Source organism: Allobosea rubneri (assembly GCF_032464875.1).
GTDB classification, from domain to species: Bacteria; Pseudomonadota; Alphaproteobacteria; order Rhizobiales; family Beijerinckiaceae; genus Allobosea; species Allobosea rubneri.
In genome coordinates this window covers 73426-100296 of the sequence record NZ_JAWDID010000014.1, presented here as the reverse complement: position 1 = coordinate 100296, position 26871 = coordinate 73426, and the positions used below count along the sequence as shown (strand labels likewise).

Annotated in this window: 15 protein-coding genes and 2 pseudogenes; 6 read left to right on the top strand and 11 right to left on the bottom strand. The window is 66.8% G+C overall.

Translation table 11 applies throughout. From position 1 onward, the window contains the following. Positions 1-181 precede the first annotated feature (181 nt). From RKE40_RS11780 to RKE40_RS11760, 5 genes are all read right to left on the bottom strand, one after another. A complete protein-coding gene (locus RKE40_RS11780; protein ID WP_316018437.1) occupies positions 182-3103 on the bottom strand; it encodes an FAD-binding and (Fe-S)-binding domain-containing protein in 2922 nt (973 codons plus the stop codon). A 159-nt stretch (positions 3104-3262) separates the two neighbouring features. Further along, positions 3263-4786, bottom strand: coding sequence for a tripartite tricarboxylate transporter permease (locus tag RKE40_RS11775; protein ID WP_316018436.1), 1524 nt, complete (start codon positions 4784-4786; stop codon positions 3263-3265). 10 nt (positions 4787-4796) lie between these two features. Continuing rightward, positions 4797-5297, bottom strand: a complete 501-nt coding sequence (locus RKE40_RS11770) for a tripartite tricarboxylate transporter TctB family protein (protein WP_316018435.1) — start codon at positions 5295-5297, stop codon at positions 4797-4799. 140 nt (positions 5298-5437) lie between these two features. Then, entirely contained in the window at positions 5438-6421 is a 984-nt protein-coding gene (locus RKE40_RS11765) for a Bug family tripartite tricarboxylate transporter substrate binding protein (protein ID WP_316018434.1), read from the bottom strand. A gap of 238 nt (positions 6422-6659) precedes the next feature. Next, positions 6660-7415 (bottom strand): GntR family transcriptional regulator, encoded by a 756-nt coding sequence (locus tag RKE40_RS11760; RefSeq protein WP_316018433.1) that lies wholly within the window; start codon positions 7413-7415, stop codon positions 6660-6662. Between the two features lie 160 nt (positions 7416-7575). Between RKE40_RS11760 and RKE40_RS11755 the strand changes: the two genes are divergently transcribed. Continuing rightward, the gene (locus RKE40_RS11755; protein WP_316018432.1) at positions 7576-8754 is read left to right on the top strand and encodes a pyridoxal-phosphate-dependent aminotransferase family protein; all 1179 of its coding nucleotides are present in this window, start codon (positions 7576-7578) and stop codon (positions 8752-8754) included. A 182-nt stretch (positions 8755-8936) separates the two neighbouring features. Here the strand turns inward: RKE40_RS11755 and RKE40_RS11750 are convergent, their stop codons facing one another. The 6 genes and pseudogenes from RKE40_RS11750 to RKE40_RS11735 all read right to left on the bottom strand — a co-directional run bounded on the left by RKE40_RS11750 (position 8937) and on the right by RKE40_RS11735 (position 16016). Continuing rightward, positions 8937-9323: a hypothetical protein gene (locus tag RKE40_RS11750; RefSeq protein ID WP_316018431.1), complete on the bottom strand. Its 387-nt coding sequence runs from the start codon at positions 9321-9323 to the stop codon at positions 8937-8939. 279 nt (positions 9324-9602) lie between these two features. Then, positions 9603-12227, bottom strand: a complete 2625-nt coding sequence (locus tag RKE40_RS29840; protein WP_449248811.1) for an autotransporter outer membrane beta-barrel domain-containing protein — start codon at positions 12225-12227, stop codon at positions 9603-9605. Between the two features lie 63 nt (positions 12228-12290). Next, positions 12291-12656 (bottom strand): annotated as a pseudogene (locus RKE40_RS29835) (autotransporter-associated beta strand repeat-containing protein); the annotation flags it as partial. Between the two features lie 279 nt (positions 12657-12935). Beyond that, positions 12936-13550 (bottom strand): annotated as a pseudogene (locus RKE40_RS29830) (autotransporter outer membrane beta-barrel domain-containing protein); the annotation flags it as partial. 472 nt (positions 13551-14022) lie between these two features. After that, positions 14023-14808, bottom strand: coding sequence for a LytR/AlgR family response regulator transcription factor (locus RKE40_RS11740; RefSeq protein WP_316018429.1), 786 nt, complete (start codon positions 14806-14808; stop codon positions 14023-14025). After that, the gene (locus RKE40_RS11735; RefSeq protein ID WP_316018428.1) at positions 14796-16016 is read right to left on the bottom strand and encodes a sensor histidine kinase; all 1221 of its coding nucleotides are present in this window, start codon (positions 16014-16016) and stop codon (positions 14796-14798) included. The genes RKE40_RS11740 and RKE40_RS11735 overlap by 13 nt, the downstream gene beginning before the upstream one ends. A 295-nt stretch (positions 16017-16311) precedes the next feature. Here RKE40_RS11735 and RKE40_RS11730 point away from each other — a divergent pair, with 295 nt between their 5' ends. The 5 genes from RKE40_RS11730 (at position 16312) to RKE40_RS11710 (ending at position 26867) form a co-directional block, all read left to right on the top strand. Further along, positions 16312-22773, top strand: a complete 6462-nt coding sequence (locus tag RKE40_RS11730; protein WP_316018427.1) for an autotransporter outer membrane beta-barrel domain-containing protein — start codon at positions 16312-16314, stop codon at positions 22771-22773. Between the two features lie 489 nt (positions 22774-23262). Continuing rightward, a complete protein-coding gene (locus tag RKE40_RS11725; protein ID WP_316018426.1) occupies positions 23263-23760 on the top strand; it encodes a TRAP transporter small permease in 498 nt (165 codons plus the stop codon). A gap of 2 nt (positions 23761-23762) precedes the next feature. Beyond that, positions 23763-25034 carry a TRAP transporter large permease gene (locus tag RKE40_RS11720; protein WP_316018425.1) on the top strand — a complete coding sequence of 424 codons (1272 nt, stop codon included), beginning with the start codon at positions 23763-23765 and terminating at the stop codon, positions 25032-25034. A 56-nt stretch (positions 25035-25090) separates the two neighbouring features. After that, the gene (locus RKE40_RS11715) at positions 25091-26074 is read left to right on the top strand and encodes a TRAP transporter substrate-binding protein (RefSeq protein WP_316018424.1); all 984 of its coding nucleotides are present in this window, start codon (positions 25091-25093) and stop codon (positions 26072-26074) included. A gap of 1 nt (position 26075) precedes the next feature. Then, positions 26076-26867 carry an IclR family transcriptional regulator gene (locus RKE40_RS11710; RefSeq protein ID WP_316018423.1) on the top strand — a complete coding sequence of 264 codons (792 nt, stop codon included), beginning with the start codon at positions 26076-26078 and terminating at the stop codon, positions 26865-26867. Positions 26868-26871 lie beyond the last annotated feature (4 nt).

Genomic DNA, 26871 nt, shown 5'->3' with positions numbered 1-26871 from the left:
AAGCAGGCGAAACGCGATCAGCTTCAGTTCATCCAGAAAGTCAGCTCCAGAAACAGGACCTGACTCAACGTCATCAACGATCGATCACGCGTCTTTCATTGCGCGCTGCGTGTCCGGCTCCGCCCCCGTGAAGGGAGCGGAAGGCACTGAAGACGCGCGCCCGGTGAAGGCGTTTCAGACCTCAATCCGCCAGTGACGACGCGAGCACCCTGACGACATGCACGGCCTCGCGGCCGGCGCCGTCATGAATCTGGTGGCGACAGCTGGTGCCGTCGGCGACGACGAGATCGTCCGGACCGGCCTTGCGTACCGCCGGGAGCAGCGACAGTTCGCCCATGGCGAGCGAGACGTCGATGGTCGCGGCGCCATAGCCGAAGGCGCCGGACATGCCGCAGCAGCTCGACTCGATCGGCCTGACCTCGAGCCCGGGCACCGCCCGCAGGGTCTTCTCGACCGCGCCCATCGCGTCGAAGGCCTTCTGGTGGCAATGGCCGTGCAGATGCGCGACACGCCCGGCCTGGTCCTGCAATGGCAGGCTGGTCTTTCCTGCCGCCATGTCCGTCGCCAGCAATTCCTCGACCAGCAGCGCCGCCTTGGCCAGCAGCTCGACTTCGGCCTTCGGCAGCAGCGCTCCGAACTCGTCGCGGAAGCTCATCAGGCAGGACGGTTCGAGCCCGACCACTCGCGCGCCCTTTACGACATAGGGGCTGAGCGCATCGAGCGTCCGCCTTGCCTCGGCGCGGGCCTCGTCGACCAGCCCGGCCGAGAGGAAGGTGCGCCCGCAGCAGAGCGGACGACCGCCATCGGCAGCTTCGACGCGGTGCAGGCGATAGCCGCCAGCTTGCAGCACGCGCTCGGCCGCCTCCAGGTTCTCGCGCTCGAAATAGCGGTTGAAGGTGTCGCCGAAGAGCACGATGTCGCGGCCATCGCCTTTGACGGCAGACACGCTCGACGGCGCAGCCGCCTCGCGCCAGGGCTTGCGCCAGACCGGCAGCGAACGCCTGGCGCTGAAGCCGAGCCAGCGCTCGCTGAGCTTCGCCAGCAGCGGAATGCGGTCGCGCAGATTCATCAATGGTGCGAGCCTGGCGGCGAACGGCGCATAGCGCGGCAGGAAGGCGATCAACCGCTCCTTCAGCGGCAGGCCGTGCTTGGCGTGATAGTGATGCAGGAACTCGACCTTCATCCGGGCCATGTCGACGCCGGTCGGGCAATCGCGCTTGCAGCCCTTGCAGGAGACGCAGAGATCGAGCGTCTCCTTCATCTCCGGCGAGGTGAAGGCGTCCGGCCCAAGCTGGCCGGAAATCGCGAGGCGCAATGAATTCGCCCGCCCGCGGGTCAGATGCTGCTCCTCGCGCGTCGCGCGCCAGGACGGGCACATCGTGCCGCCCGCCATTTTCCGGCAGGTGCCGTTGTTGTTGCACATCTCGACCGCGCCGCCGAGGCCGCCCCAGTCGGACCAGTCGAGCGCGGTCGCGACCGGCACCGGCGTCGCGTAGCCCGGCGGGAAGCGCATCAGGCTGCGGTCGTCCATATGGTAGGGGCGGACGATCTTGCCGGGGTTGAGATGGTTCTCCGGATCGAAGCCGTCCTTCACTGCCTCGAAGGCCCGGGTCAGTGGCCCGCCGAACATCGGCTCGACGAAGTCGGAACGCGAAATGCCGTCGCCATGCTCGCCGGAATAGGAGCCCTTGAAGCGGCGCACGAGGTCGCAGGCCTCCTCGGCGATGCCGCGCATCGCCTTCACGCCGGCTTCCGTCTTCATGTTGAGGATCGGGCGGACATGCAGGCAGCCGACGGAGGCGTGCGCATACCAGGTGCCGCGCGTGCCATGCCGCTCGAAAAGGGCTGTAACCGCATCGGTATAGTCGGCGAGGTGCTCGAGCGGGACGGCGCAGTCCTCGATGAAGGAGACCGGCTTCCCGTCGCCCTTCATCGACATCATGATGTTGAGGCAGGCCTCGCGCACCTCCCAGACCGGCTTCTGGCGGGCGGGCTCGATCACCTCGACAACCGCGTCCGGAAAACCGTGATCGGACATGCACTGGTCGAGCCGCCTAAGGTCGCGCTTCAGCGCTTCGAGGTCGTCGCCGGCGAACTCGACCAGCAGCAGGCAGTTCGGCTTGCCCCTGGTGATGTCGGCGAGCGTGCGCACGAAGAGCGGGATGTCGGCGCCGAGCACCAGCACATTGTTGTCGACGAGCTCGACCGCGGCCGGCCCGAGCGCGACGATATGCTGTGTCGTCTCCATCGCGGCGCGGAAATTCGGGAAATGGCAGACGCCCATGACGCGGTGCTGCGGCAGCGCCGAGAGCTTCAGCGTCGCCTCAGTGGTGATGGCGAGCGTCCCTTCCGAGCCGACCAGGAGATGCGACAGGTTCGGCCGCGGCACGATCAATTCGTCGAGATTATAGCCACCGACACGGCGCTGCACTTTTGGGAAGATCGCCTCGATCTCACCGCGATGGCTCTCGGCCAGCGACAGCATCCGCGCCATCAGATCGCGCGTCCGGACCGAGGCATTGTCGCCAAGCGGAGCGTCGCCGAGCGCGAAGGCCTCGCCATCGTGGAACTGCGCCCGCAGGCCGATGACGTTGTCGACCATCTTGCCGTAGCGCAGCGAGCGCGCGCCGGAGGAGTTATTGCCGGCCATGCCGCCGATCGTGCAGCGGCTCGCGGTCGAGGGCTCGACCGGGAAGAACAGCCCGTCCTTCTTCACATGGGTGTTGAGGGCTTCCAGCACGATGCCGGGCGCGACCGAGACGGTGCGGCTCGCCGGATCATAGTCCCGGATCGCATTGAAATGCCGGCTCATGTCGAGGATCAGCGCATCGCCGATCGGCTGACCGTTCTGCGACGTGCCGCCGCCGCGCGCGATCACCGGCACGCCGTGCTCGGCGGCGATCGTCAGCGCCGCGGCGATGTCGGCCTCGCTCTTCGGGAAGGCGACGCCTTGCGGAATGATCTGGTAGATCGAGGCGTCGGTGGCATAGCGCCCGCGGGTGAAGGCGTCGAAGCGCACCTCCCCTTCCAGCGCCTGCGCGAGGCGCCGTTCCAGCCCGAGATTGCGAGAGCCCTGCTTGGTCAGGGGGGCTGCGTGGGTCATCGTTCTGCTAGCCAATTCTAATGTGAGCCGTCATCCCGGCCGTAGCGAAGCGGAGTGCCGGGATCCATCGTAAATCCCGGCGCTCTGCGATGGATCCCAGAGCGGCGCGGTTTTGCGGCCTATCCGGGATGACTGTGGTTCTTTTCGAAGGTGGCACGACTACTCGGCGGCCTCCGCCGCCTTGCCGGCATGGCGGCCGCGCGCGGTGGCGATCAGGTCCGAGACCGGCCCCCAGAGCAGCAGGATCATGGCGAGGATGACGAGGGTGGTGACCAGGCCATTGGCGATGAAGACGTGCAGGCTGCCGCCGGAGCCGAGCAGGGCCTGGCGGAAGGCATCCTCCGCCCGGTCACCGAGCACCAGCGCCAGAACCAGCGGCGCCAGCGGATAGTCGAGCTTCTTGAAGACGTAGCCGACGACGCCGAAGATCAGCATCAGCCAGATGTCGAAGATCGAGTTCGAGATCGTATAGGCGCCGATGGCGCAGACGATCAGGATCACCGGCGCGACGAAGGAGAAGGGCACGCGCATGATCGCCGCGAACAGCGGCACGGTCGCGAGCACGATGATCAGCCCGGCGAGATTGCCGAGATACATCGAGGCGATCAGCCCCCAGACGAAGTCCTTCTGCTCGACGAAGAGCATCGGCCCGGGCTGCAGCCCCCAGACCAGCAGGCCGCCGAGCAGCACCGCGGCCGTCGCCGAGCCGGGAATGCCGAGCGCCAGCATCGGCAGGAGCGCGCTGGTGCCGGCAGCGTGCGCCGCCGTCTCCGGCGCCAGCACGCCCTCGATCTCGCCCTTGCCGAAGTTCTTGCCGCGCTTCGAGAAACGCTTGGCGAGCCCGTAGCCCATGAAGGAAGCCGCGATCGCACCGCCCGGCGTCACACCCATCCACATGCCGACCAGCGAGGAGCGGATCAGCGTCGCCCAATAGCGCGGCAGCCCGGCCCAGGTGCGCAGCACGACCATCAGGTCGATCCGCGCCTGCTTGCCCTTGAAGACCAGCCCTTCCTCGACCGTCAGCAGGATCTCGGAGACACCGAACAGGCCGATCACCACGATCAGGAAGTCGAAACCGCGCATCAGCTCGGTCGAGCCGAAGGTCATGCGCAGATCGCCGGAGATCGAGTCGAGGCCGACGGCCGCGAGCAGGAAGCCGATGCAGAGCGAGGCCAGGATCTTGGCGCGGTTCTCGCGGCCCATGCCGATGAAGGAGCAGAAGGTCAAAAGGAAGACGGCGAAGAACTCGGCCGGCCCGAAGCGCAGCGCGAACTGGGCGACCAGCGGCGCGACGAAGGTGATCAGGATGACGCCCGAGAGCGCCCCGATGAAGGAGGCGGTGAAGGCTGCGGTCAGCGCTTCGGCCGCCTTGCCCTGCACCGCCATCGGATAGCCGTCGAAGGTGGTCGCCACCGACCAGGCCTCGCCCGGTATGTTGAACAGGATCGAGGTGATCGCTCCGCCGAACAGCGCCCCCCAGTAGATCGAGGAGAGCAGGATGATCGCCGAGGTCGGGTCCATGCCGAAGGTCAGCGGCAGAAGGATCGCGACGCCATTCGGACCACCCAGCCCCGGCAGCACGCCGACGACGATGCCGAGGATGACCCCGATCGCCATGAAACCGATATTCTGCCAGGACAGCGCGATCTGGAAGCCGGTGATCAGCGAGGAGAGGTCATCCATAGGCGAAACCTCAGTAGCCGAGCATGGCTTCGAGCGGGCCCTTGGGCAGGGGCACGCGGAATTGCAGCTCGAAGATCCAGAAACAGGCGAGCGGCACGAGCAGCGCGGTGAGCGCGATGCTCCACCAGCGCGAAGTCGCGATCACGCCCATGAAGACGAGGATGAAGACGGCGGAAGCGACATAGAGCCCGAGCGGCTGGATCAGCGCGACGAAGACGATCAGCGGCCCCAGCACCCGCACCACCTGCCCCAGCTGCGCGTAGGTGACGAAGATCTTGTTCTCGGCGCGGAACGACTGGAACAGGATGAACAGCGACGCGGCGAGGAAGAGCCAGCCGACACGGGCCGGGAAGAAGCCGTTCTGCGGGCCGTTATCCCAACCGGCACCCCGGCCATAGGAATCCCAGAGCACGATCAGGCCGAGGCCGATCAGGATCGCGGCCGTGGCGATCTCGACCGGGCGGCGCGAGATGCCGCGTTCTTGGATTTCAGCTTCGACGGGCTGTGTCATTCACCGGTCCTCGCGTGTCATCCCGGACAAGCGGCGCAGCTGCGCCGATCCGGGATCCATTCCTGAGCCGTTCCGGCATGGATCCCGGGCCTCCCTTCGGTCGCCCGGGATGACGCAGCACCCCGGTGACCGTAGCAGGTTCACTTGGCCATGAAGCCAGCATCGCCCATCAGCTTGGCGTGCTTCTCCTCGTCGGCCTTGAGGAACTGCACGAAGGCATCGCCGTCGCGGTAGTCGGGAACCAGCGCGCTGCGCGCCAGGTAGTCCTTCCATTCCGGCGTCTCGGAGACCTTCTTGAACAGGTTCACATAATAGGCCTGCTGGTCCTTGGTGACCTTGCCCGGCATGAACATGCCGCGCAGCATCTGATAGGTGACGTTCAGCCCCTGCGACGCGCAGGTCGGGATATCAGCCCAGGATTTTCCGTCGGCGACCGGGGTCGAATAGGTCATCTTCTGATCGGAGAAGACGCAGAGCGGCCGGGTCGCGCCGCCGCGCCAGTTGGCGACGTCCTCGGCCGGGTTGTTGGTGCTGGCGTCGATATGGTTGCCCGAGAGCTGCGTCGAGGTCTGGCCGCCGCTGGTGTGCGGGATGAAGGCGAATTTGACGCCGCCGGCCTTCTCCATCGCGAAGACGATCAGGTTGTCCTCACGCTTGGACGAGGTGCCGCCGACCTTCAGTGGCGGCGACGCCGCCTTGGCCGCGGTCATGAAGTCGCCGGCATTCTGGTACGGCGCCTTGGCATTGACCCAGAGGACAAAGGAGTCCTGCGCCATCATCGCGACCGGCGTGTAGTCCTGCCAGTTCAGCGGCAGCTTGGTCGCCATCGGCGTCATGAAGATGCCGCTCGAAGTGGTAATCAGCTTGTGGGGGTCGCCGACCGATTTCTGGATGTCGAGCATGCCTTCGGCGCCGCCGGCCGCCGGCTTGTTGACGACGATGACCGGCTGCGAGGTCAGGTTGTGCTTCTGGATGATGCCTTGCATCGTCCGCGCCATCTGGTCGGAGGCCCCGCCGGCGGAGAAGGGCACGACGATCTCGATCGCCTTGCTCGGCTCCCAGGCCAGGGCCGGCATAGTTCCGGCTGCGAGAACCGCACATGCGGCAAGCAGATGCTGCTTCATGATGATCCGAACCTCCCTCTGTCGCGCTCTGTCGGCGTCGTAAGGGGAAGCCTAGAATCAAAAAATTTTGCATTCAATCCGAAAAATGACCTCAGTCGAATTGAAGGCGAAAATCATCGTCGAGCGACCAGAGCCGGTAAGTTGCCGAACAAGGCAGGCGCCGTCCCAGGTCCCGCCCGGCCTCACCCCCAACATCAAGCCACTTGGGAGCGGCAAGCGCGCCGAGGCGCGCAGAGCTTCAGCCTTCGGACTCCGCCTCCGCCGCCTCGCTCACGCTGCGCTGCTCGGCAGCCTTGCGTTTGTTGCGCAGATGCATGAACAGGATGTCGCTGAGCTCGCTGCCGGCGCGGCGTCGCAAAGCGTCGAGGATCGCTTCATGCTCGCGCATCGCTTCGCCCCAGCGGTCGCGATCGGTGGCGAGATTGGCCGAATAGCGCACCCGCCGGATACGGCCCGCGAAGCTGGCATAGGTCGCGGCCAGCGTCGCATTGCCCGCCGCCGCGACGATCATGCGGTGGATCTCCTGATTGCACTGGAAGTAACCGTGCATGTCGCGGCGCAAATAGAAGCGGTACATCTCGTGATGGACCCGCTCGATCTCCGCGACCTCCTCGTCGCTGACGCGCTCGCAGGCGAGCCGCCCGGCAAGGGATTCGAGGCCACCCATCACATCGAAAAGCTCGCGCAGATCGTCGGCATTGAGCGCCCGCACGCGCGCGCCGCGATTGGGCAGAAGCTCGATCAACCCCTCGGCGGCGAGAACCTTGAGCGCCTCGCGCAGCGGCGTCCGCGAGATCCCGAAACGGTCGCAGAGCAGTCTTTCGGGAACGCGCGCACCATCGGCAAGATTGCCCTCGACGAGGTAGTCGCGCAGCGCCGCCAGCAACTCGCCATGCAGCGAAACCGGCACGCGCGCAGCCTCTCCCACGGCAGTCTCGCCCGGGCCAGCCTCCGCCACACCGTCTTTGCGCGCATCCAGAACCATACTCGTCATGAACAATCGCTAGTTCAACGACATAGCGCTGTCGAGGCCCCACGGAACCAAAATGAGCACGATCCAGTGATTGCCAAAGAAAAAAATGAATGCAAAATGAAACCCGACCTCACGGCGCGGGCTTGCAGCCGGATCAGACGGGTTGGAAGAGGATAGCATCATGAGCGCACAACAGGGTCGGCATTTCCTGCATATTCCCGGCCCGAGCCCGATTCCGGACCGGATCCTGCGCGCCATCGCGATGCCGATCATCGACCACCGCAGCGCCGAATTCGCCGCGCTCGGCAAGCACGTGCTCGAGGGCAGCAAGGCGGTCTTCAAGACGAAGCAGCCGGTGGTAATCTACCCCTCCTCCGGCACAGGCGCCTGGGAAGCGGCGATCGTCAACACGCTCTCGCCCGGCGACACCGTGCTGATGGCCGAGACCGGCCATTTCGCGACCTTGTGGAAGAACATCGCCACGCGCTTCGGCGTCGAGGTCGAGTTCATCCCGGGCGACTGGCGTCGCGGCGCCGATCCGGCCGCGATCGAGGCCAGGCTCGCCGAGGACAAGGCCCGCAAGATCAAGGCGGTGATGGTCGTCCATAACGAGACCTCGACCGGCGCCACCAGCCGCGTCGCCGAGATCCGCAAGGCGATCGACGCCGCCGGCCACCCTGCCCTGTTCATGGTCGACACGATCTCGTCGCTGGCCTCGGTCGACTATCGCCATGACGAGTGGCAGGTCGACGTCACCGTCTCCGGCTCGCAGAAGGGGCTGATGCTGCCGCCCGGCCTCGGCTTCAACGCCGTCTCGGAAAAGGCGCGCGCGGCGTCGAAGACCAACACGCTGCCGCGCTCCTTCTGGGACTGGGAGGAGATGATCAAGATCAATGCCGGCGGCTTCTTCCCCTATACGCCCGCGACCAACCTCCTCTACGGGCTGAAGGAGGCGCTCGCCATGCTGCAGGAGGAAGGGCTGGACGAGGTCTTTTCCCGCCACCAGCGCCTCGCCAGCGCCTGCCGCGCCGCGGTCAAGGCCTGGGGGCTGGAAGTGCTCTGCGAGAACCCGGACGAGCATTCCCCGGTGCTGACCGCCGTGCTGATGCCGCCGAGCCATGACGCCGATCGCTTCCGCAAGATCGCGCTGGAGAAGTACAACATCTCGCTCGGCTCCGGACTCGGCAAGGTCGCGGGCAAGGTCTTCCGCATCGGCCATCTCGGCGAATGCAACGAGCTTGCTCTGCTCGGCGCCCTGTCAGGCGTGGAAATGGGGCTGGCGGCAGCCGGCGTCCCGCATCGCAGCGGCGGCGTCGCGGCAGCCATGGCGGACCTTGAAGAAAAGGACCGGCTGAACTGAGGCGCCGGCGTTCCAGCGGAATTGCGTCGCTTCGTTCACCGGCCCTTGCCCGCTGGCCATAAGAGCGATCCGCGCCCAAGATCGAAAACGGGCGCGCGGAAACTGGCCGAAGCCGTTTCCGCGCGCCCGCGGCGACAGTCTTGCGAGAAGCGACGCCGGCACCTGCCGGCGAGGAAACGACGTCAGTAGCGCTGATAGCGGTAGTCGTAGTCGTTGCGGTAGCCCCGCGGCGGCCCGTAGTCACGACGCGGGCCATAGCCGCGCGGCGGTCCATAGCCCGGTCGCGGGCCATAGCCGGGGGGCGGAGCATAGCCCGGGCCGTAGCCAGGACGCGGCCCCGGTGCGTAGCCACGGTTGGGTCCCGGCTGGCCGCGCCCCTGCTGTTGCTGCTGACGCGTCAGTTCCTGCATCATGTACAGGCGCCGCTCCTTGGCGGCCGACATGGTGAATTCCGCCGCCAGCCCGTCCAACTGCCGCGCGAGAGGCTGGGGCAGCGCCTCGGATGCCATTGCCGGAGCGGAAACACCGCCACCGATGGCAAAGGCCGCGAGGATCAATAGTTTACGCATAGCATCTCTCCTTACGTCCCTATTGAAGCCCACCAAGCATCAACAAGGGATGAACGGCATCGTTAACCGACGTTCATCAGGCGGATTGCACTGGCATTGCGTGTATAAGAGCACAATGCACGCCCAGATCGGACGGCACTAGACAGCAAAACTGATATGATCGCCGCGACATCAGCACAGAACCGAGCATCAACCGCCAGTATCGCGGCCTCCAGTTTGATCATCGGCATGCACGCCGGCAGACTTTCTGTCGGTCCTGCTTGAGGTCGGCGAGGAGCCTCAGAATTTGAGACTGAACGTTCCGCGTAGGGATTGATCGATCGTTTCGTTCGAGAACTGTCCGCCATAGGAGACCGCGAGCGTCGCCGTCTCGCTGATATCGACCTCGAAGCCCGCATTGACGATCGCTGCGTTGCGGGCGATCGGCGTACCCGCGATGCCGAAAAGCGGGCCGCCGGCGAAGGCCAGCGTCGCGATCGGCGTCGTGTCGCTGAAGGCATGGCGCCAACCGACCGAGCCGCGAGCGAGGATGTCGATCCCGCCCAGGCTGAAAACCGTCGAGCCCCGCAGCCCGACGGTGGTGAACAGCGTGTCGCCGGTATTGCCCGGGCTCGCCAGAGCCGCCGCCCCGCCGCGCTCGCTGAAGCCGTCGCTGTCGAGCCGCACATAGGCGAGGCTCGCAAACGGCTCGAGCGCGAACCCTCCGGCATCGAGCCGGTAGCCGAGATCGCCGAAGGCCTGAGTCACGCCAGCCCGGTAATCGGCGGCAAGGCCCTGGCCGAAGCCCGCGAACCCGACGGCCCGGCTGGTGCCGATGTCCTGCCAGGTGTGGCTCGCGCCGGCGCGCAGGCCAAGACGGCCCCATTGCGTGCCGCCATAGACGCCGAGATGGTAATCGTCGCTCGTGGCCGAGGAGATCCGCCCATCGACGCGAATATCGTTGCGGCTGTAGCCGGCCAGCATGCCGAAGCGCCAGGTATCGAAGACCGGGGCGTCCGCGCCGACGAAGAACCCGCCCGTCGCGCGATCCATCTTCGCGGCATTGCCGTTGCTGGACGTCGAGCCCCACGAGCCGAAGGCCTGGCCCCACACTGTCAGGCGGTCCGTTGCGCCGCACTCGCCCGGCGAGCGGCGCGTGCCTTCCGCCCGCTGGCCGGTGCGTGAAGCCTCCGCCGCCACGCCGCAGAAGGCGGTACGGACGCGGTCGGTCGCGGCATCGCGCACGAAATGGCTGGTCTCGAGCGTCGCCGTCCGGACGGAGGCATGAAGCTCGCCCGAGAGCTGGTCGAGCGCGCCGCGCGCGGCCGCCTCGTCGGGCAGGTTGAGGACCGCTGTGGTCACCAGATTGCCCGGCGGAGCTGGGTCGATGCCCGTGCCGGTGGCGACCTGGTTCGGCGTCCCGCCCACGGAGGCGATCGTCCGGCTCTGCTGCGTCACAAGATAAGCGTTGTTGGCATCATAGGCAGCGGCGAGCCGGATGAAGGCGGTGAGATCGGTCTCGCCGGTCAGGTCGAAGGTTCCGCGCAGGCCGTTGGTCGTGCTCAGAACGGTATAGCGGGTGCCGAGCCTGTAGGGCGCGGCGGCCGTCTTCGTGACGGCGATGACCGCACCGCTGTCAAGGGTCGCGGTGCCGTTGACGGCGATGCGGTCGGAGGCCGCCGAGCCCGGATCGACCTCGACCTGATAGACTGCGCCGGCCTGCTGGAGATAGGCGCCGTTGACCGAGAGCGTGCCCAGGCTACCGCCCGGTGCGATCGTGCCGCCTGTGGCGACCGTCGTCGCGCCGACGGTGCCCCCGCCCGCCAGCCTGGCGCCGCCATGGACCAGTACGGGCGAGTTCGCGATCGCGCCGTCGACGACCAGGGTTCCGGCGAACACATCGGTAGCGCCGCTATGGCTGCTCAGGCCCGTCAAGGTCGTGGCGCCCGCGCCTAGCTGAGCAAGACGGCCGGTACCGCTGATCCGGCCGTCGAAGCTGATGCTGTCGGAGCGGTTGAAGGCGAGCGCGCCATCGTTAACGACGTTCCCGCGCAGGCTGCCGGAGGTGCCGCCAGTGCCGATCTGCAGCGTGCCGGAGCGGATCGTACTGCCGCCGGCCTGCGTCGCATCCCCGGCGAGGACGAGGGTGCCCAGCCCATCCTTGGCGAGGGCGCCGCCTCCGGCCACGCCGCCGCCCAGCACCAGCGTCGTGCCGGCGTCGGTCAGGAAAGTGCCCGTACCCAGCAGGGTGACGCTGCGGCCCGAGGTGATGTTGGCGGCTGTGTTGAGCGTGCCGCCATGGAAGGACAGGCCGCCCGAGGCGGCGCCGAGGTTCGCGTCGGAGGCGATGCGGACCGTGCCGCCATTGATGGCGGTTCCGCCGGTATAGCTGTTGCTGCCGGTGAGAACGAGTGTACCGAGATCGGTCTTGACCAGCTGGGTGGCGCCGGTCAGTTCGGCCGCGATCGTGGCGGTGAAGCCTGCCCCCAGCGCGGTGCCGTCGCCGACGCGGATCGTGGTTTGCGGGCCGAGCAGGGTGAGCGTCTCTCCGGTGACGCGATAGCCGTCGCTGGCGAATTGCAGTCCCGAGGCCGTGACAGTGCCTAGAGCGTTATCGATCGTCACCGTTCCCGGCGCGCCGGCGAAGACGGCGAAGCTGCCGTTGAGATAGAACGCGTTGCTCGCCCCTGTCAGCTCGGTCCAGTTGTTGTCGATGCCACCGAGGTGCCAGGTGCCATCGCCGCCATTGATGACGCCGTTGGATTTCGGACCGGCCGCGCCGTCCCATAAGGTCAGGCCGACCAGCGGCGCGTTGACCAGGTTCACCTGGTTGGCGATCGAGGTCTGCACCGAGACGTTGCTGCCCACGGGCATGCTGCCCAGTGCAAGGCCGTTGTCGGTCAGCGAGCCGCCATAGGAGAACACCCGGTAGGTGCCGAGGCCAAAGCTGCCGCCGGTCGGCACGGAAACGTTGATCGTGCCGTCGAGCGTGAGATTGCCGCCGACGATGACGAGATCGTTGAGCGCGCCGCCGACGGTATCGGCCTGGCCGAACTCGTAGGCGAGCACCGAGCCGGCGGCCAGCGCGAGATTGCCGTTGATGGTCAAGGTGCCAGGGCTGGTGCCGGGCGCCAGGATGCCGCCATTGCCGACAGCGACATTGCCGCCGATCGTACCGATGCCACCGAGCGTCGCGCCGTTCGCGACGCTGGTCAGGCCCGTCGCACCACTCTGGTTCCCGTTCACGAGGAGCGTGCCCGCGACGACGTCGGTCGCGCCCGCATAGGTGTTCGCACCGGTCAGGGTCAGCGTGCCCGCATCGGCCTTGAGCAGGCCGCCCGATCCGGCCAGCACCGGGGCAATGCCGATATCGTGGCCGTCCGTCGCGACGGTGGCGCCGCCTGCGGCCAGGGTGACCACCTGCGTGCCAAAGCCTCTGATGAAATCCGAATTGTTGGAGATCGGGCGCAGGATGCCGCCGTCGATGGTGACATTCGCCGTCCCCAGACCACCCGCGATCCGAACGGTTTCCAGGACGCCGCGAGCCCCGGCGGTGCCCCGTAAAGTCAGGGTGCCTCTGGCGAGCCCATCGGAGATACCGAGCTCAATTCCGTGATCGGCCCGCACGCGGGCGCCGTCTTCAACCGTGAGCGAGCCGATCCCATAGTTTCCGATGTTGATGTTGGTCGCTGCGATCCATCTCGACCCCGTCCCGGTCACGACGACATCGCCATCGGCTGGCGGGCCGGCGCCGATATAGCCCTGATTGCTGGTCACCATGGCGCCGTTCTCGATAAGCAGGGTCCCGCTGCCGTAACTGCCGATGGTGAGCTGCCCCGAATTCTCCCACTTCGCTTCCGAACCGGTCACGACAACCTCGCCGCGCGCAGAGTCGCCGACAAGGCCATCGGCGTTCGAGACCGTGCTGCCGGCCTCGATACGCAGTTTCCCGATGCCGAAAGCGCCGAGATTGAGCCGTCCGGCATTCTCCCAGGACGAGCCCGTCCCGGTCACCAGAACCTCGCCGTCGCCATTGCCATTGACGCCGATATAGCTTTCGCCGACGCTCGTGACCCTGCCTCCGGCGAGGATGCTCAGCCGTCCGATTCCATCGTCCCCGACCGTGAGCTGGCCCGTATTGGTCCACAGGCTGTTCAGGCCGGTCACCGTCACCCCGCCCTGGTCTCCCGCGGACAGGCCAACGTAACCCGCAGCATTGGTGACCTGGGACCCGCCTGCGATCGTCATCGTGCCGATACCGCCATCGCCGATCCGCAGATCGGTGCCGGGATCGATGGCCCCGACAATCGACGGGTTGTTGTTGCCGTTGAGGGTCACCTGCGCCAGAGCCGGCGACGCGCCTGCGGTCGCGAGCGCCAGAGCCAAGGGCGCCGTCGATTCGAACAGATGGCGACAGCCTCGGCGGCGAGCTCCGACGCCCGGACGGCGCACATGTTTCGTCGGGAAATTCACTCTGAAAATAAGAGGCATTAAAATAGGCCCGCGCTCAAATTCTCGGCAGTATGCAGTAAGCTGTGGTCATGTTTCCTTAGTTATTCGTTAAAATCCGAGCTTTCCCAGCCCCCAACTCGATCTGCGCAGTATACCAGGGAGGCCGCAACGCCCATTGCGCCGGTCATATCCAGCGAGCTGCCGAAGCGACCGCGACGGAGCGGGAACCGTGCCAGGACGGGCCCCCTGGGCAGGCCTCCTGCCCCGGCTAGACATTGATCAAGCGATGGCTGGCGAGACACTGACGGAGCCGCCGCGCCGCGACCCGCCCAAGCGCGACCGGTTCGAGGTCGCTGCCCAAGGACAGGTTGCAACGCCCGGCTTCCTGCCACTCCACCCGTTGCAGTTGGTTCAGGTTGACGATCAGCGAGCGGCTGACACGGACAAAGGGCGGCGTCGGCAACTGAGCCTCGAAATGCCGCAGCAGCCGGCAGACCAGATAGTCCCGCGCACCGCTGATGAACACGCGCGTGAAATCGGCTTCCGCCGCAAGCATGGCGATCATGCCGAGCGGCGCGATCACCGATTTCCCGTCGATGCGCAGATGGATGCGCTGCTGCGCATCGAGAGATCGGGAATCTCCGCTCAGCTCGACGTCGTCCTGCTCCCCGCCGCCTGCGAAGACAGCGTGCGCCATGTCCTGCCTGTTCCGGCGCAACCGCTCAACCGCCACGGCCAGCCTTTCCGGGTCGACCGGTTTCAGGAGGAAGTCGATGGCCGCGACATCGAACGCCTTCACTGCATAGAGATCGTGGGCGGTGACGAACACGATCGCCGGCACCGGCAGCAGCTGTGCCACCAGATCGAAGCCGCCGCCGTCCGCCAACTCGACATCCAGGAAGATCACATCCGGGTGGAGCGCACCGGCGAACGCCTGCGCCTCCGACACAGTGCCGGCCTCGGCCACCACCTCGATATCCGCATGCGCCTGCAGCAACCGCCGCAAGCCGCGTCGAGCCGGCGGCTCGTCATCCACCAGCATCACGCGAAGCATGCATCTCCCCTCAGCAGCAACCGGGCCACCACGGCGTCGCCATCCTGCGAAAGGGACAGAACGTGTCGTGACGGATAGTGAAGCTCCAGCCGCCGCCGTGTGTTGGCCAAACCCACCGCCGGCCGGTCGCCGGCGCGTGGGATCAGCCGGCCGGGATTCACGACCTCGATCAGCACGGCGTCCTCTTCGGCCCGCCGGGCGGTCACGCGAATATCGAGCGTCGCGACCGATGAGCGCAATCCGTGCTTCACCGCATTCTCCACCAGCCCCTGCACGACCAGATGCGGCACGGGAACAGCTCGCACCGCCGGATCCATCTCCACCGCGCAGCGCAGGCGGCCTTCGAAGCGCAGTTCCTGAATGCGGACGAAGGCGCGCACGGCCTCGATCTCGTCGCTCAAGGGGCAGACCGGCCGGGTTTGCTGATCCAGCGAGTAGCGCAGATAGGCGGCGATGCGGTGGGTCATCTCCAGGGCGGATTCCGGATTCTCCGGGATCTCGGCCGCCACGGTGTTGAGCGCGTTGAACAGGAAATGGGGATCCAGCTGCAGGCGCAGGCGCTGCAGTTCGGCGCGCGTCGCCGCCGCCTGCGCCTCGCTGCGCCGAACCCGCTCCGACCGGGCGTCGACATCCGCCCTTATCCAGAAATAAGCCAGCGACCAGCCGAGGAAGACCGCGGTGTAGAATACCGCCGGCACGGCGTCGTTGGCAGCGATGTTCCCCGCCGGGATGCCCGGAAACAGGCCGTCCTTGAGCGCATTGGCGATCACCATCTGCAACAGCCCGCCGGAGACGGAAGAAGCCAGCGCCCAGGCGGCGATGACGGCCCTGCGGTCGCTCGTCCGCTCCAGGTAGAACTTGTACGCCGCGGCCGTCAGGACAAAGCCGATCGGTTCGAGCACCAGGGTCAGCGTCACGGCCAGCGCGGGATCGCTGAAGGCGGCGAGCCGCGAGGCCAGGCCGAAGAACGCGATGAAGGTCCACGCCGCCAGGTTGGCGCGCCAGAACGATACCGGGCGCGCGGAACCACCATCAGCGGCTCCACCGCCGGTCGCGAAGGCGTCGGTCGGGGCTAGCGCACGGGCCTCTGCAGGACGATGCATCCAATCGCGTTCCTTGCCGGGCGCGGTTTGCCACGATGCGGCGCCCGCCCGGCCATGGAAATGCCGGTTCATCGGCTGGATCGGCCGTTTCATCGAATCGGACAAGCGCGGCTCGGCGCAACGATATTAGGATTTTGGCCCGGCGGTTAATGTTTCGTGTCCTCCCAAGGGCCTGACTGCAGCTTTCCGCCGATGCGAGCGACCGGCATCTGCGCCGATCTTACGGAGGCCGCAGGGCGCGGCGGGAGGTCCGGCATGACGACGGCGCTGAACCAGGAAGGTCGCGAGCTGGCAAGGCCAGACCTCCCCGCAGCGGCCGTGTTTTCCGGCGGGAACGGACGGCGCCCGGTGTCGATTTGGCGAGCGTGCGCCGATTACGCGCCTGTCGGGGAGTGACCGGATGCGGCGCTTCGTCGGGCCGCTGACGGTTTCGGCGCTTGTCGCCTGGCAACCCGCGATCACGCTCGCCCAGACCGTCTATACGACCCCTGTCGAGCTCGGCCCGACCGCCACCGTGAGCGGCCTGAACACGTCCTTTACGATCTCGCCGCCTGTTCCGACCGGCTGGTTCGCAGCCGGCTACTATCAGGACGCGACGGGGCTGAACTTGACGGTCTCCGGCTCGTCGGTCGCTGTCGACCTGAGCGGTCTGGCGCAGCAGCCCGGGTCGCTGCCCCGCAGCCTGGAGGCGATCTATCAGATCAACGCCAACCATTCTCCGGGCAGCCAGCCCGGCCTGCTCGTCACGAACATCAGCAACAGCACCATAGGGCTTACCTTCGAGCCGTCGGTCGCGCTGTCCGGCAGCTATATGCTGACCGGCGTCTACATGGAGTCCACCGGTGACGATGGCGCGTCGTCAACGCCCGGCGCCGATGGCGGCGGCACGAGTTTCAATCTCAGCAACAGCACGATCACGGTCAATGCGACGGTTGCCGGCCAAGGTGCTGCCGTAGGCGTTCTGTCGCAAGGCGGCGCTGGCGGGTATGGTCAGGAGAAATCGGTCGGCGGGCGTGGTGGCGCCGCCGGGATCATCACGGGAGCCGTATCCGACACGGTCCTGTACAGCTCCGGCCAGGGCATCGGGGGCCTTGTCGTCAATCAGATCGGCGGCGCCGGCGGAAACGGCCTGGCCAACGCGGAATTCAGCAGCGGCGGCGCCGGCGCCAATGCCCCCGGCATGTATGTCCTGTTCAGCAGTTCCGGCCGGGGCAGCTCGATCATGACGGATGGCGACAACGCCCCGGGCATCGCGATGCTGGCGACAGGAGGCAATGGCGGCGTCGGCTCGGACCATGATGGCGTTCTCTCAATCAACGAGACGGGGAGCTATGGCGGCGCGGGCGGTTCCGTCCTGTCGATCACCGATCCCACCGGCGCCTCCAACAGCATTTCATTCCGGAGCTGCACGCCGAATCTGGGCTGCGCCGGCCCCCTGGCGATCACGACGAGCGGGCAGAACGCCTATGGCATCCAGCTGGTCGCCGCGGGAGGAAAAGGCGGAAACTCCGGTTACATCTCCGCCGGAAGCGATCTCTCTCCCGGTGTCCCGGGGGCCGGCGGGGCGACCGGATCCGTGTCGCTCGAACTGTTCCCGAATGCGACGATCAAGACCACGGGAGACGGGGCGAGCGCGGTTCTGGCGCAGACCCAGGGCGGCGCTGGCGGCACGAGCGGCAACGTCCACGTGGACACCGGCAACGCGACCACGGCGCCGGGCGGCCAGGGCGGCGCCGGCGGCAATGTCTGGGTCTATCTCCACGATCAGGTCAGCCTGACCACCTCGGGCGCATCCGCCGATGGCGTGACGGCGCGCAGCGTCGGCGGCCAGGGCGGCTCGGTGGGTGAGGCATCCGGAGGCATCGGCGTCGCCAATGGCGGAAACGGTGGCCACGGCGGCGCCTCGGGCGGCATCAGCATCACCTCCGCCGCAACGATCAGAACAACGGGATCGACCTCCCGCGGCATTCTCGCCCAGGCGATTTCCGGCATGGGCGGCAATGGCGGCGATAGCGGCGCGGTCTTCTCCAGCCAGTCCGGCGGGCCGGGAGTCAGCGGTTCCGTCGGCGAGATCCAGCTGACCAACAGCGGCGTGATCACGACCACCGGTTCGTATTCCCAAGGCATACTCGCCCAATCGATCTCCGGCGGAGGCGGCGCCGGCGGCAGCGCGACCGGCAGCCTGTTCTACGATCAGGGAGGCGGTGGCGCCGAGAACAGCAACGCCGGCACAATCATGCTGACGAACAGCGGCTCGGTCACGACGTCGGGCGAAGCCGCGATGGCCATCGTCGGCCAGTCGGTCGGCGGCGGCGGCGGGATGGGCGGAACGGCCGGCGGCGTCTTTTATGCGTCGGGCGGCCAGGGCGGCATGGGCGGCGCCGGCGGAAACGTCAGCTTCACCCTGTCGGGCGCCATCACGACACAAGGTTTGCTGGCGCACGGAGCCGTGGCCCAGTCGATCGGCGGCGGCGGCGGCGCCGGCGGCAACAGCTATTCGAATTCGGCTGCGGTTGCGTACAGCGTCGGCGGAGCGGGCGGCTCCGGCGGGGCCGGGGGAGCCGTGTCGGTCAACGCCACGGGCCTCTCGACTGTGACGGGTAGCGCCGGCGCCATCGGCATCATCGCCCAGTCTGTCGGCGGCGGTGGCGGGTCCGGCGGTGCCGGCTATGCGACGAGCGTCGGAGCTTCCTTCAGTGCAGCCGCCAGCCTTGGCGGCTCGGGAGGGTCGGGCGGTGCCGGCGGCGCTGTCACGGTGATGCTCACCAACTCCAGCGTCAAGACGGGCGTGTACGGCAACGGCTTCGACGGCCATGGCGTCGTGGTCCAGTCGATCGGCGGCGGCGGCGGCAATGGCGGCGGCGCTTCCGCAAACGCCGTCGCCGCATCCATGCCGATTCCGGCGGAAGCGGGTCCTGCATCCTCGTTCACGATCACGGCCGCCTACGCCGTCGGCGGCTCCGGTGGCAATGGCGGCAGCGCCTCGAATGCGACGCTGGGAATGACCGGCTCGACCATCAGCACGCTGGGCGACGGCGCGCACGGCGCGGTCGTCCAGTCGATCGGCGGCGGTGGCGGCAATGGCGGCGACAGTTCGGCGATGACGGCGTCGTTCGGCTACGGTTTCACGCAGACCTTCCCCGAGGATACGATCAGCTCGCAATCGGTCTCGGCGACGCTTGCGGTCGGCGGCGCATGTTCCGGCGGTTCGTCGTCCTGCGTCGGTGGAAACGGTGCGTCCGCTTCATTTTCGCTCGAGGCGAGCATTGGATTGCCGGCGCCCTCCATCACGACCGCCGGCCAGCTCGCGGCGGGCGTCGTGGTCCAGTCGGTCGGTGGCGGTGGCGGCAATGCCGGTGTCGGCAATGCCCGCACCAATTCCTACGGCATAGACAGCAGCTACAGCCTGACGATGAACATCGGCGCCCAGGGCGGCGCGGGGGGCAACGGCGGCGATGCGAGCGCGATAACCACTTCGTCCGGCTCGATCTACACCTCGGGAGAAAGCGCGCCGGGCCTCGTCGTGCAATCGATCGGCGGCGGCGGCGGCATCGGCTCGGGCGGGTCGGGGAGCATCGAAGGTCTTCTCGACTGGGCGCAGAGCGTCGCCGGCACCAACGAGTCCGAGCTGCCTTCGATCAAGCTCAATCCCAACGTGAATGTGGGCGCCAAGAACGGGAGCGGAGGCGCCGGCGGATCCGTCTCCGTGACCAACTATGCGGCGATCACGACACGCGGCAACGACGCGCCGGCGATCATCGCCCAGTCGATCGGCGGCGGCGGCGGTATCGGCGGCTCGGCCGGAATGCCCACGAGCGTCTATCTGGCCCCGCCGACCAGCAGCCCCACGGGCAGCGCGCCCTCCGTGGGCGTAGATCTTCGGCTCAATGTCGGCGGCGTTTCCACCCAGGGCGGCAACGCCGGTCCGGTGAATGTCACCCATGGCGGCAAAACCGCGACCTCGGGCGATTATTCGCACGGCGTGCTCGCCCAGAGCATCGGCGGCGGCGGTGGCCGCGGGGCCGTCGCCTACCTCAACAACGAATCCCAGAACGCCCTGACGGGCTTCGTTTCATCCAGGCTCGATGCGAAAGTCCTTGTCGGCGGGCAGGAGGCGGCCAGTGGCCAGCGGTTCGGCGGAGCCGTCAACGTTCAGTTCAATGGCGGCGGCATCAGCACGGGCGCGGCGCCTGGCGCCGAACCGGCGTCCGGCTTTCAATCCTATGGCATCCTTGCCCAGAGCATTTCCGGCGGCGGGGGCACAGGCGTCGACGCATCCTTCGATCCCAATGGCAGTTATGTGCTGGGCGGCAACGATCTCGGAACGATCGGCGAGGACAGCAACGGGTCCCTCGTCCAGATCGGGACATCCGGCTCGCCCTCGCCGATCACGACCACAGGCCAGGCGGGTCACGGGGTCGTCGCGCAATCGATCGGCGCCGGCGGCGGCGTCATCGGCATCGGTTCCAGCGCCAACACCGGTCACTACACCGGTACGGCGCAGATCGATCTCGGTGGGGCCTATTCCTATGGCGATGCCGGTCCGGTCTCCATTTCGGCCCCGCAGGTCACGACATCGGGCCCCGGCGCATTCGGCCTGCTGGCCCAGAGCATCGGCGGCGGCGGCGGCATCGTCGAGACGACCTCGCGCGGCGCGATCACCCTGGCAAAGATCGGAACCCTCTTCGGCGGCGGAAATGGCGGAGCGGTGACGGTCTCCGCTGGCAGCATTGCGACCAGCGGGGTCGGCAGCCATGGCGTCGTCGCGCAATCCATCGGCGGTGGCGGCGGGTTGTTCAGCAACTATGGCACCGGCCAGACTCCGGCGCTGACCACGACCATGCCCGTCCCCGGCAGCTTGCGCAGCTATGGCAATGGCGGCGCGGTCTCGGTTTCGACCTCGGCGGACATCGTCGTCTCGGGCGCCGGCGCATACGGTGTCCTGGCGCAGAGCATCGGCGGTGGCGGCGGCCTACTTGCCTTGAACGGCGTCGTCTATGCGGGATCCACCAGCGGGCCGAGCTCCCCATATCTCGGCGGCGCGGTCACCGTCACGGCCCAGGGGGCCGTAACGGCCTCGGGCAATAACGGAATCGGCATCTTCGCCCAGAGCGATGGTCCCGGCGGCGGCGGCGACATCTCCATCAATGTCGGGGCGCGTACGCCCGGATTCATATCCGGCGGCAGCGGGGAACAGGGCGCAGGCATCGTCCTTGCCGGAGGCCGCAACAATCTCGTCACGGTCGGCCAGGGCTCCTGGGTATGGGCCGCGTCGGGCACTGCGATCCGGCAAGTCGGGCCGCACCCCGTCAACGTCGCCAATTACGGCACGGTTTATGGCAACACCTGGCTCAATGGCGGCGGCTATACGACGGGCTATCAGGTTGGCGGAAGCCCGCCTCTCGCCAATGCAGGCACGCTCACGAACTTTGCCGTGATCGCGCCGATGCCGGGCCAGCGCTCGGTCATCGACGGGCATCTCGTCCAGACCGCGAGCGGGCGCATCGCCCCCCATCTCGATTTCAGCCACTCGCGCAGCGGCAGCTACCTGGTCACCGGCGATGCAAGCCTGGCCGGCAGCGTTCAGCCAACGCTCGCGACGGCGATGCCGAACATTTTCCTGCCGGTGCTCCAGGTCGGCGGCACGGCCACCGGTTCGCTCGCTGCGCCCGACAGTCCCCTGTTTTCCTACACGCTGCGGGAAACGGCCCATACATACGACATCGCGATTACGGGGGCGCATTTCGACGCGCCGCGCTTTGGATTGACATCGCACCAGGCCGGCCTCGCGAACGCCCTGCAGAACATGTTCTTTCAGGGCAAACCCCAGCTCGGAGCATTCTACGCGGGCCTCGACAGCGTGGCTGGCCAGGGCGCGGTACCCTATCGGAGCGCACTTGCAGGCCTGGGGCCACGAAGCGCCATGACGCTGTTCTCGCACGCTTCCGCCAACGCCACGCGCATCGCCGACGCCTCGATGAGCTGCCCGAAGTTCGGGGGCGTCGGCGTCGGCGCGCAAGCCTTCCTCACCGAGGGGGAATGCGCCTATGTCACGACGCGAGGACAGCGGACGACGCTGAGCGGCGATCTGGACCGAAGCCGGGCGAGCCTCGATTCCGCCGCCTGGCAGATAGGCGGCCAGGGCAGGATCGGCGAAGGCCTGCTGCTCGGCGGGTCGCTGGCCTATCAGGCGGACTGGTTCAGCGGGCGCGACGGCGTCTCGGCTCAGGGATCGAGCCTGCAGGGCGCAGTGACCCTGAAGTACCAGACCGGGTCATGGTTGCTGACCGGAGCGCTGTTCGGCAGCGTCGGCGAGTACGACGTCAAGCGGCGTGTGATGGCCCCGACCCTCGCAGCCATTGCGGGTGCCGATGCCGGCTTCCATGCGGCGGGCATGCGCGCCCGCATCGCCTATACGCTTGGCGGCGAGAGCTTCTATGTGCGGCCTTACCTGAACCTCGATCTGGTGCACGCGCGCAATGGCTCGTTCGCGGAAAGCGGCATTGGCGAACTGGGGCTGCGGTTCGATGGCGGGTCGTACAATACGGCGATCCTGACGCCCGCCATCGAGTTCGGCAGCCGTCTCGACCTGGCGAACGGCATGGTGCTGCGCTCGTTCGTGTCAGCCGGCCTCAGCCTGCGCTCGAACGATACCTGGAAGGGCGCTGCCGGCTTCAATGGCGACTTCAGCGGGCAGAGCTTCGCGCTAAGCGCACCAATCGACCGAGTGGCTGCGCGCGTCACCGCTGGCCTGCAACTGTTCCGGAGCGAGTTCGTCGACGTCAGGCTGCAATATGACGGGGAATACGGATCTGAAGCCTCCAAGCACGGCGCCACCGCGAGTTTGGCTTACAGGTTCTGAGCATAGCTCGAGATGTCGACATGGCGTTCCGAGCTCGAGACGCCGACTCGTCAATTCCGCTGCACCGATGCAAGGCGCGCCGCGCTAGCTAGCAGCCGTTTCTCCGATTGACGCCATGGCTGCAAGACGAGGCAATCTCGCGCGCTTGCGCCAGAAGACGACCTTGGCGGACTTCCGATAGCGGACATTCAACGCCCGCCGGCTGGATGGAGCGACAAGCCATCGCCGTTGCGCGGCATCCGGCGCGCCGGGTTTTGCGGCGGCCAGCCGGCTAGCGGGAAACAGCAGCGCTCTTCAGGGCTCCTCAGGTCGAGACTTCACACTCCAAGCAATCACGGGCGTCGCGACAGCATCGCGTGATGCAGCCCCGCGCCGGAAAGCAGCTTTCCGCACATAGCGCCGCGCGACCTCGATTTGGCTTGACGCCCGTCTTGCCTCGAAATAATCATCAGCAAAATTAAAATTCATATATAAAAACGGAGGACGCGCATGAGCGAGCGCGCTACATCGGGCGGGTTGGCGGTACTGATCGGGATCTACAGAGCCGTTCTGGCCGCCCTGCTGATCGCCATCACGCTTCTGATCGCGGTCGCGGTCTTCTTCCGCTACGGGCTCGGCGCGCCGATCCTGTATTCCTACGAGCTCGCGTCGCTGCTCTTCGTATGGCTGGTCTTCCTGTCGCTGGCAGGCGGCGCCGCCCAGGCCGCGCATCTCGGTGCCGACGTCCTGACGCCCTATCTCGGACCGGCGGCGCTGCGCCTCCTGCAGATCGCCGCCCACATCCTGTCTCTCGCGGTCCTGGCCTATATCAGCTGGTATGCCTGGGTCCTGACCGGCCGGACGCGGGTCGAAATGCCGACGATCGGGCTGTCCATGGCCTGGATGTATGCGGCCGTGCCGGTCGGCTGCGGCCTCTATATGGGCTGGATCGTCTACGACCTCTCACGCCTCGCCAGGGTGCCTGCACCCGCCGTCGTGGAGGCCTGATCATGGGCAGCACCGGTCTTTTCGCCGTCTTCACCGGCCTGATGATCACGGGCATGCCGATTGCCCTCGTGATCCTCGGCGCCGCCATCCTGTTCGTCATGTACGAGCCCGGCCTGATGCCGCTCGGCGTGGTGCAGGCCCTCGTCAACGCGACGCAGCCCTTTCCGCTCATCACCATCCCGCTCTTCCTGCTGGCGGGCGAGTTGATGAACGCGAGCGGCATCTCGCGGCGCCTGATGGATTTCGCGACCTCGCTGACGGGGCACATGCCGGGGGGCCTCGCCCAAGTGAACGTCGTGGTCAGCACGCTGAAGGGCGGAATGAGCGGCTCGGCCAATGCCGACGCCGCCATGGATGCCAAGATGCTCGTCCCCGAGATGACGCGGCGCGGCTACGACATCGCCTTCTCCTCGGCGATCACGGCGACCTCGGCCTTCACCGCCGCGATGCTGCCGCCCTCGATCAGCCTGCTGATGTTCGGCTTCGTCACGGACACGTCGATCGGCGCGCTGTTCCTCGCAGGGATCGTCCCGTCCATCCTGCTGACGCTCGCCTTCATGCTCGCGACCCACATCATCGCGAAGCGTCGCAACTACGGCGGTGACACGAAATGGCTCGGCTGGGGCGTCGTCGGACGGACCTTCATCGCCTCCCTGCCGGCCCTGCTGCTACCGCTGGTCATCGCCTTCGGCATCCGACTCGGGATGTTCACGCCGTCGGAAGCGGGGGCGGTCGCGGTCCTCTACGCGCTGTTCTTCTGCGCCGTGACGCGAGAGGCGAGCTGGTCGGAGGTCTACGGCGCCATGTGGACCACGGCGGCGACCACCGGCGCCATCATGCTGGTGCTCGCCGCGACCGGAGCCCTCAGCTTCGTCCTGACCTTCGAGCGCATTCCGCAGGCCGTGGCCGAGCAACTCGTCGCGATCACCTCGGAGCCGCATCTGCTGCTGATGCTGATCTGCGTGCTCGTCTTCGTCGTGGGCATCTTCATCGAGGGCCTGCCGATGATCCTGATCCTGGCGCCGATGTTCCTGCCGGCCGTCACCGCCGCGGGAATCGACCCGGTCCATTACGGCGTGGTCTTCGTGCTGGTTTCGCTGCTCGGTGGCATCACTCCGCCGGTCGGCACGCTGATGGCCACGACCTGCGCCATCACCAAGGTGCCAATGGGGCCGTTCTTCCGGGAATGCCTGCCGTTCCTGGTCGCGATCGTCGTGACCGGCCTCATCATCATCTTCATTCCGCAGACCGCTACCTGGCTGGCCTACCTCTAAGCCGGTGAAGCCTGGCCACGAACCCAAATCATCGAAAATCACGGGAGGAAAAAACGATGAAGCATCTGCTGAGATCAGCGGCGGTGGCCGCCCTGGGAACACTGGCCGCCTCCGCGGCACAGGCTCAGACGACCCAGCTGCGCTTCGCGCACATGAACGGCGCGCAGCACTCGGTCAATCTGGGAGCCCTGAAGCTCAAGGAAGCGGTCGAAGCCCGCACGAATGGCCGGGTGCAGATCGGTGTCTTCCCGAGCGGGCAGCTCGGCGAAAGCACCGCCGTGGGCGAGCAGATCAGCCTGGGCAGCGCGCTGATCGGCCAGCTCAGCACCGGTGTGCTCTCCGACTACGTCCCGGACTATTCGGTTCTGGTCTACCCGTTCCTGTTCAAGGATTTCGGACAGATCAAGGCCTTCCTCGCCACCGACATGCCGAAGCAATGGGCGAAGGAGCTGGAGAAGAACAACCTGAAGCTCCTTTGCTACATGAGCTTCGGCACGCGCGATCTCTATACGCGCAACAAGATGGTGCGCGTTCCCGCCGACATGACGGGGCAGAAATTCCGCGTCCAGCCGACCACCATCTACACCGAGCTCGCCAGGTCCATGGGCGCGACCCCGACCCCGATGCCCTGGCCCGAAATCTACAGCGCGCTCAGCCAGGGGGTGATCGACGCGGCCGAGGCTCCGCCCAACGCGATCGTCGACCAGAAGCACTACGAGCACGCCAAGATGTACATGAAGACGAACCACATCGTCGACGTGTCGCCGATCGTGATGAGCCTTTCAGCCTTCAATCGCCTCTCCAAGGACGACCAGGCGGCGGTCGCCGAGGAAAGCCAGAAGGCTTGCGACTGGATGAGCGAGGATACGGCCAAGGCCTATGATTCCAGCATCCAGGTGCTCAAGAGCCGCGGCATGACCATCGTCGAGGACGTCGACCGTGCTGCCTTCGCCAAGCGTGCGGAAGCCATCGAGAAGGCTTTCCCGAAATGGACCCCCAATCTGGTGAGCAAGGTCAAAGCAGCGATCGGGAGCCAGTGAGGTGACGACGGAAGCGGTCGAGAAGGACCGGGAAGGTGGGCGCCGGTACGCAGTGCCGGCGCTCGAGAAGGGGCTCGACGTGGTCGAGCTCCTGGCTCGTACGCCCGAAAGCCTCAGCATGAGCGCCGTCGCGACGGCGCTCGACCGTACGGTCAGCGAGCTTTTCCGGGTCATGCAGTGCCTGGAAAGCCGCGCCTATATCGAGCGCGACCCGGAAAGCGACCGCTACCGGCTGTCCATGATGCTGTTCAATCTCGCGCACACCCGCCCTCCGACCAAGGCGCTGGTCTCGGCAGCGACGCCGATCATGGACCGTATCGCGACCTCCACGATGCAGTCCTGCCATCTCTGCGTCATGGACGAACTCAAGATCATGGTCGTGGCACAGGTGAACTCGCCGAGCCCGATGCATTATTCGGTTCGGCTAGGCGCACAGTTCCCGACCTGGGAAACGAGCTCCGGCGTCGTCCTGCTCGCCTACCAGCCGGAAGCGGCGCAGCGCTCGCTGCTCGATCGCATCATGGCCGTGCAATCCGACGTGCCGCGCGAGGAACTCGAGGCGCGTTGTGCCGCGATACGGGCGAGCGGCTGCGAAGTGCGCACCAGCGCCATCGTCAGCGGCGTGACGAACATCACCTACCCGATCTTCGACCATCAGGGCCGGATCGTGGCGGTACTGACCACTCCGTTCCTCCCTCAGGTTCACCTCGATGTCCCCATCGAAGAGGCGTCGGCACTGATGGCCGCAGGCGTTCGCGAGATTTCCAGCGCGCTCGGCCATCGCCCCGACTGAGACT

Coding starts and splice junctions, on each gene's coding strand:
- RKE40_RS11780 (WP_316018437.1), bottom strand. CDS start 3,103: ATGACCCACGCAGCCCCCCTGACCAAGCAGGGCTCTCGCAATCTCGGG.
- RKE40_RS11775 (WP_316018436.1), bottom strand. CDS start 4,786: ATGGATGACCTCTCCTCGCTGATCACCGGCTTCCAGATCGCGCTGTCC.
- RKE40_RS11770 (WP_316018435.1), bottom strand. CDS start 5,297: ATGACACAGCCCGTCGAAGCTGAAATCCAAGAACGCGGCATCTCGCGC.
- RKE40_RS11765 (WP_316018434.1), bottom strand. CDS start 6,421: ATGAAGCAGCATCTGCTTGCCGCATGTGCGGTTCTCGCAGCCGGAACT.
- RKE40_RS11760 (WP_316018433.1), bottom strand. CDS start 7,415: ATGACGAGTATGGTTCTGGATGCGCGCAAAGACGGTGTGGCGGAGGCT.
- RKE40_RS11755 (WP_316018432.1), top strand. CDS start 7,576: ATGAGCGCACAACAGGGTCGGCATTTCCTGCATATTCCCGGCCCGAGC.
- RKE40_RS11750 (WP_316018431.1), bottom strand. CDS start 9,323: ATGCGTAAACTATTGATCCTCGCGGCCTTTGCCATCGGTGGCGGTGTT.
- RKE40_RS11740 (WP_316018429.1), bottom strand. CDS start 14,808: ATGCTTCGCGTGATGCTGGTGGATGACGAGCCGCCGGCTCGACGCGGC.
- RKE40_RS11730 (WP_316018427.1), top strand. CDS start 16,312: ATGCGGCGCTTCGTCGGGCCGCTGACGGTTTCGGCGCTTGTCGCCTGG.
- RKE40_RS11725 (WP_316018426.1), top strand. CDS start 23,263: ATGAGCGAGCGCGCTACATCGGGCGGGTTGGCGGTACTGATCGGGATC.
- RKE40_RS11720 (WP_316018425.1), top strand. CDS start 23,763: ATGGGCAGCACCGGTCTTTTCGCCGTCTTCACCGGCCTGATGATCACG.
- RKE40_RS11715 (WP_316018424.1), top strand. CDS start 25,091: ATGAAGCATCTGCTGAGATCAGCGGCGGTGGCCGCCCTGGGAACACTG.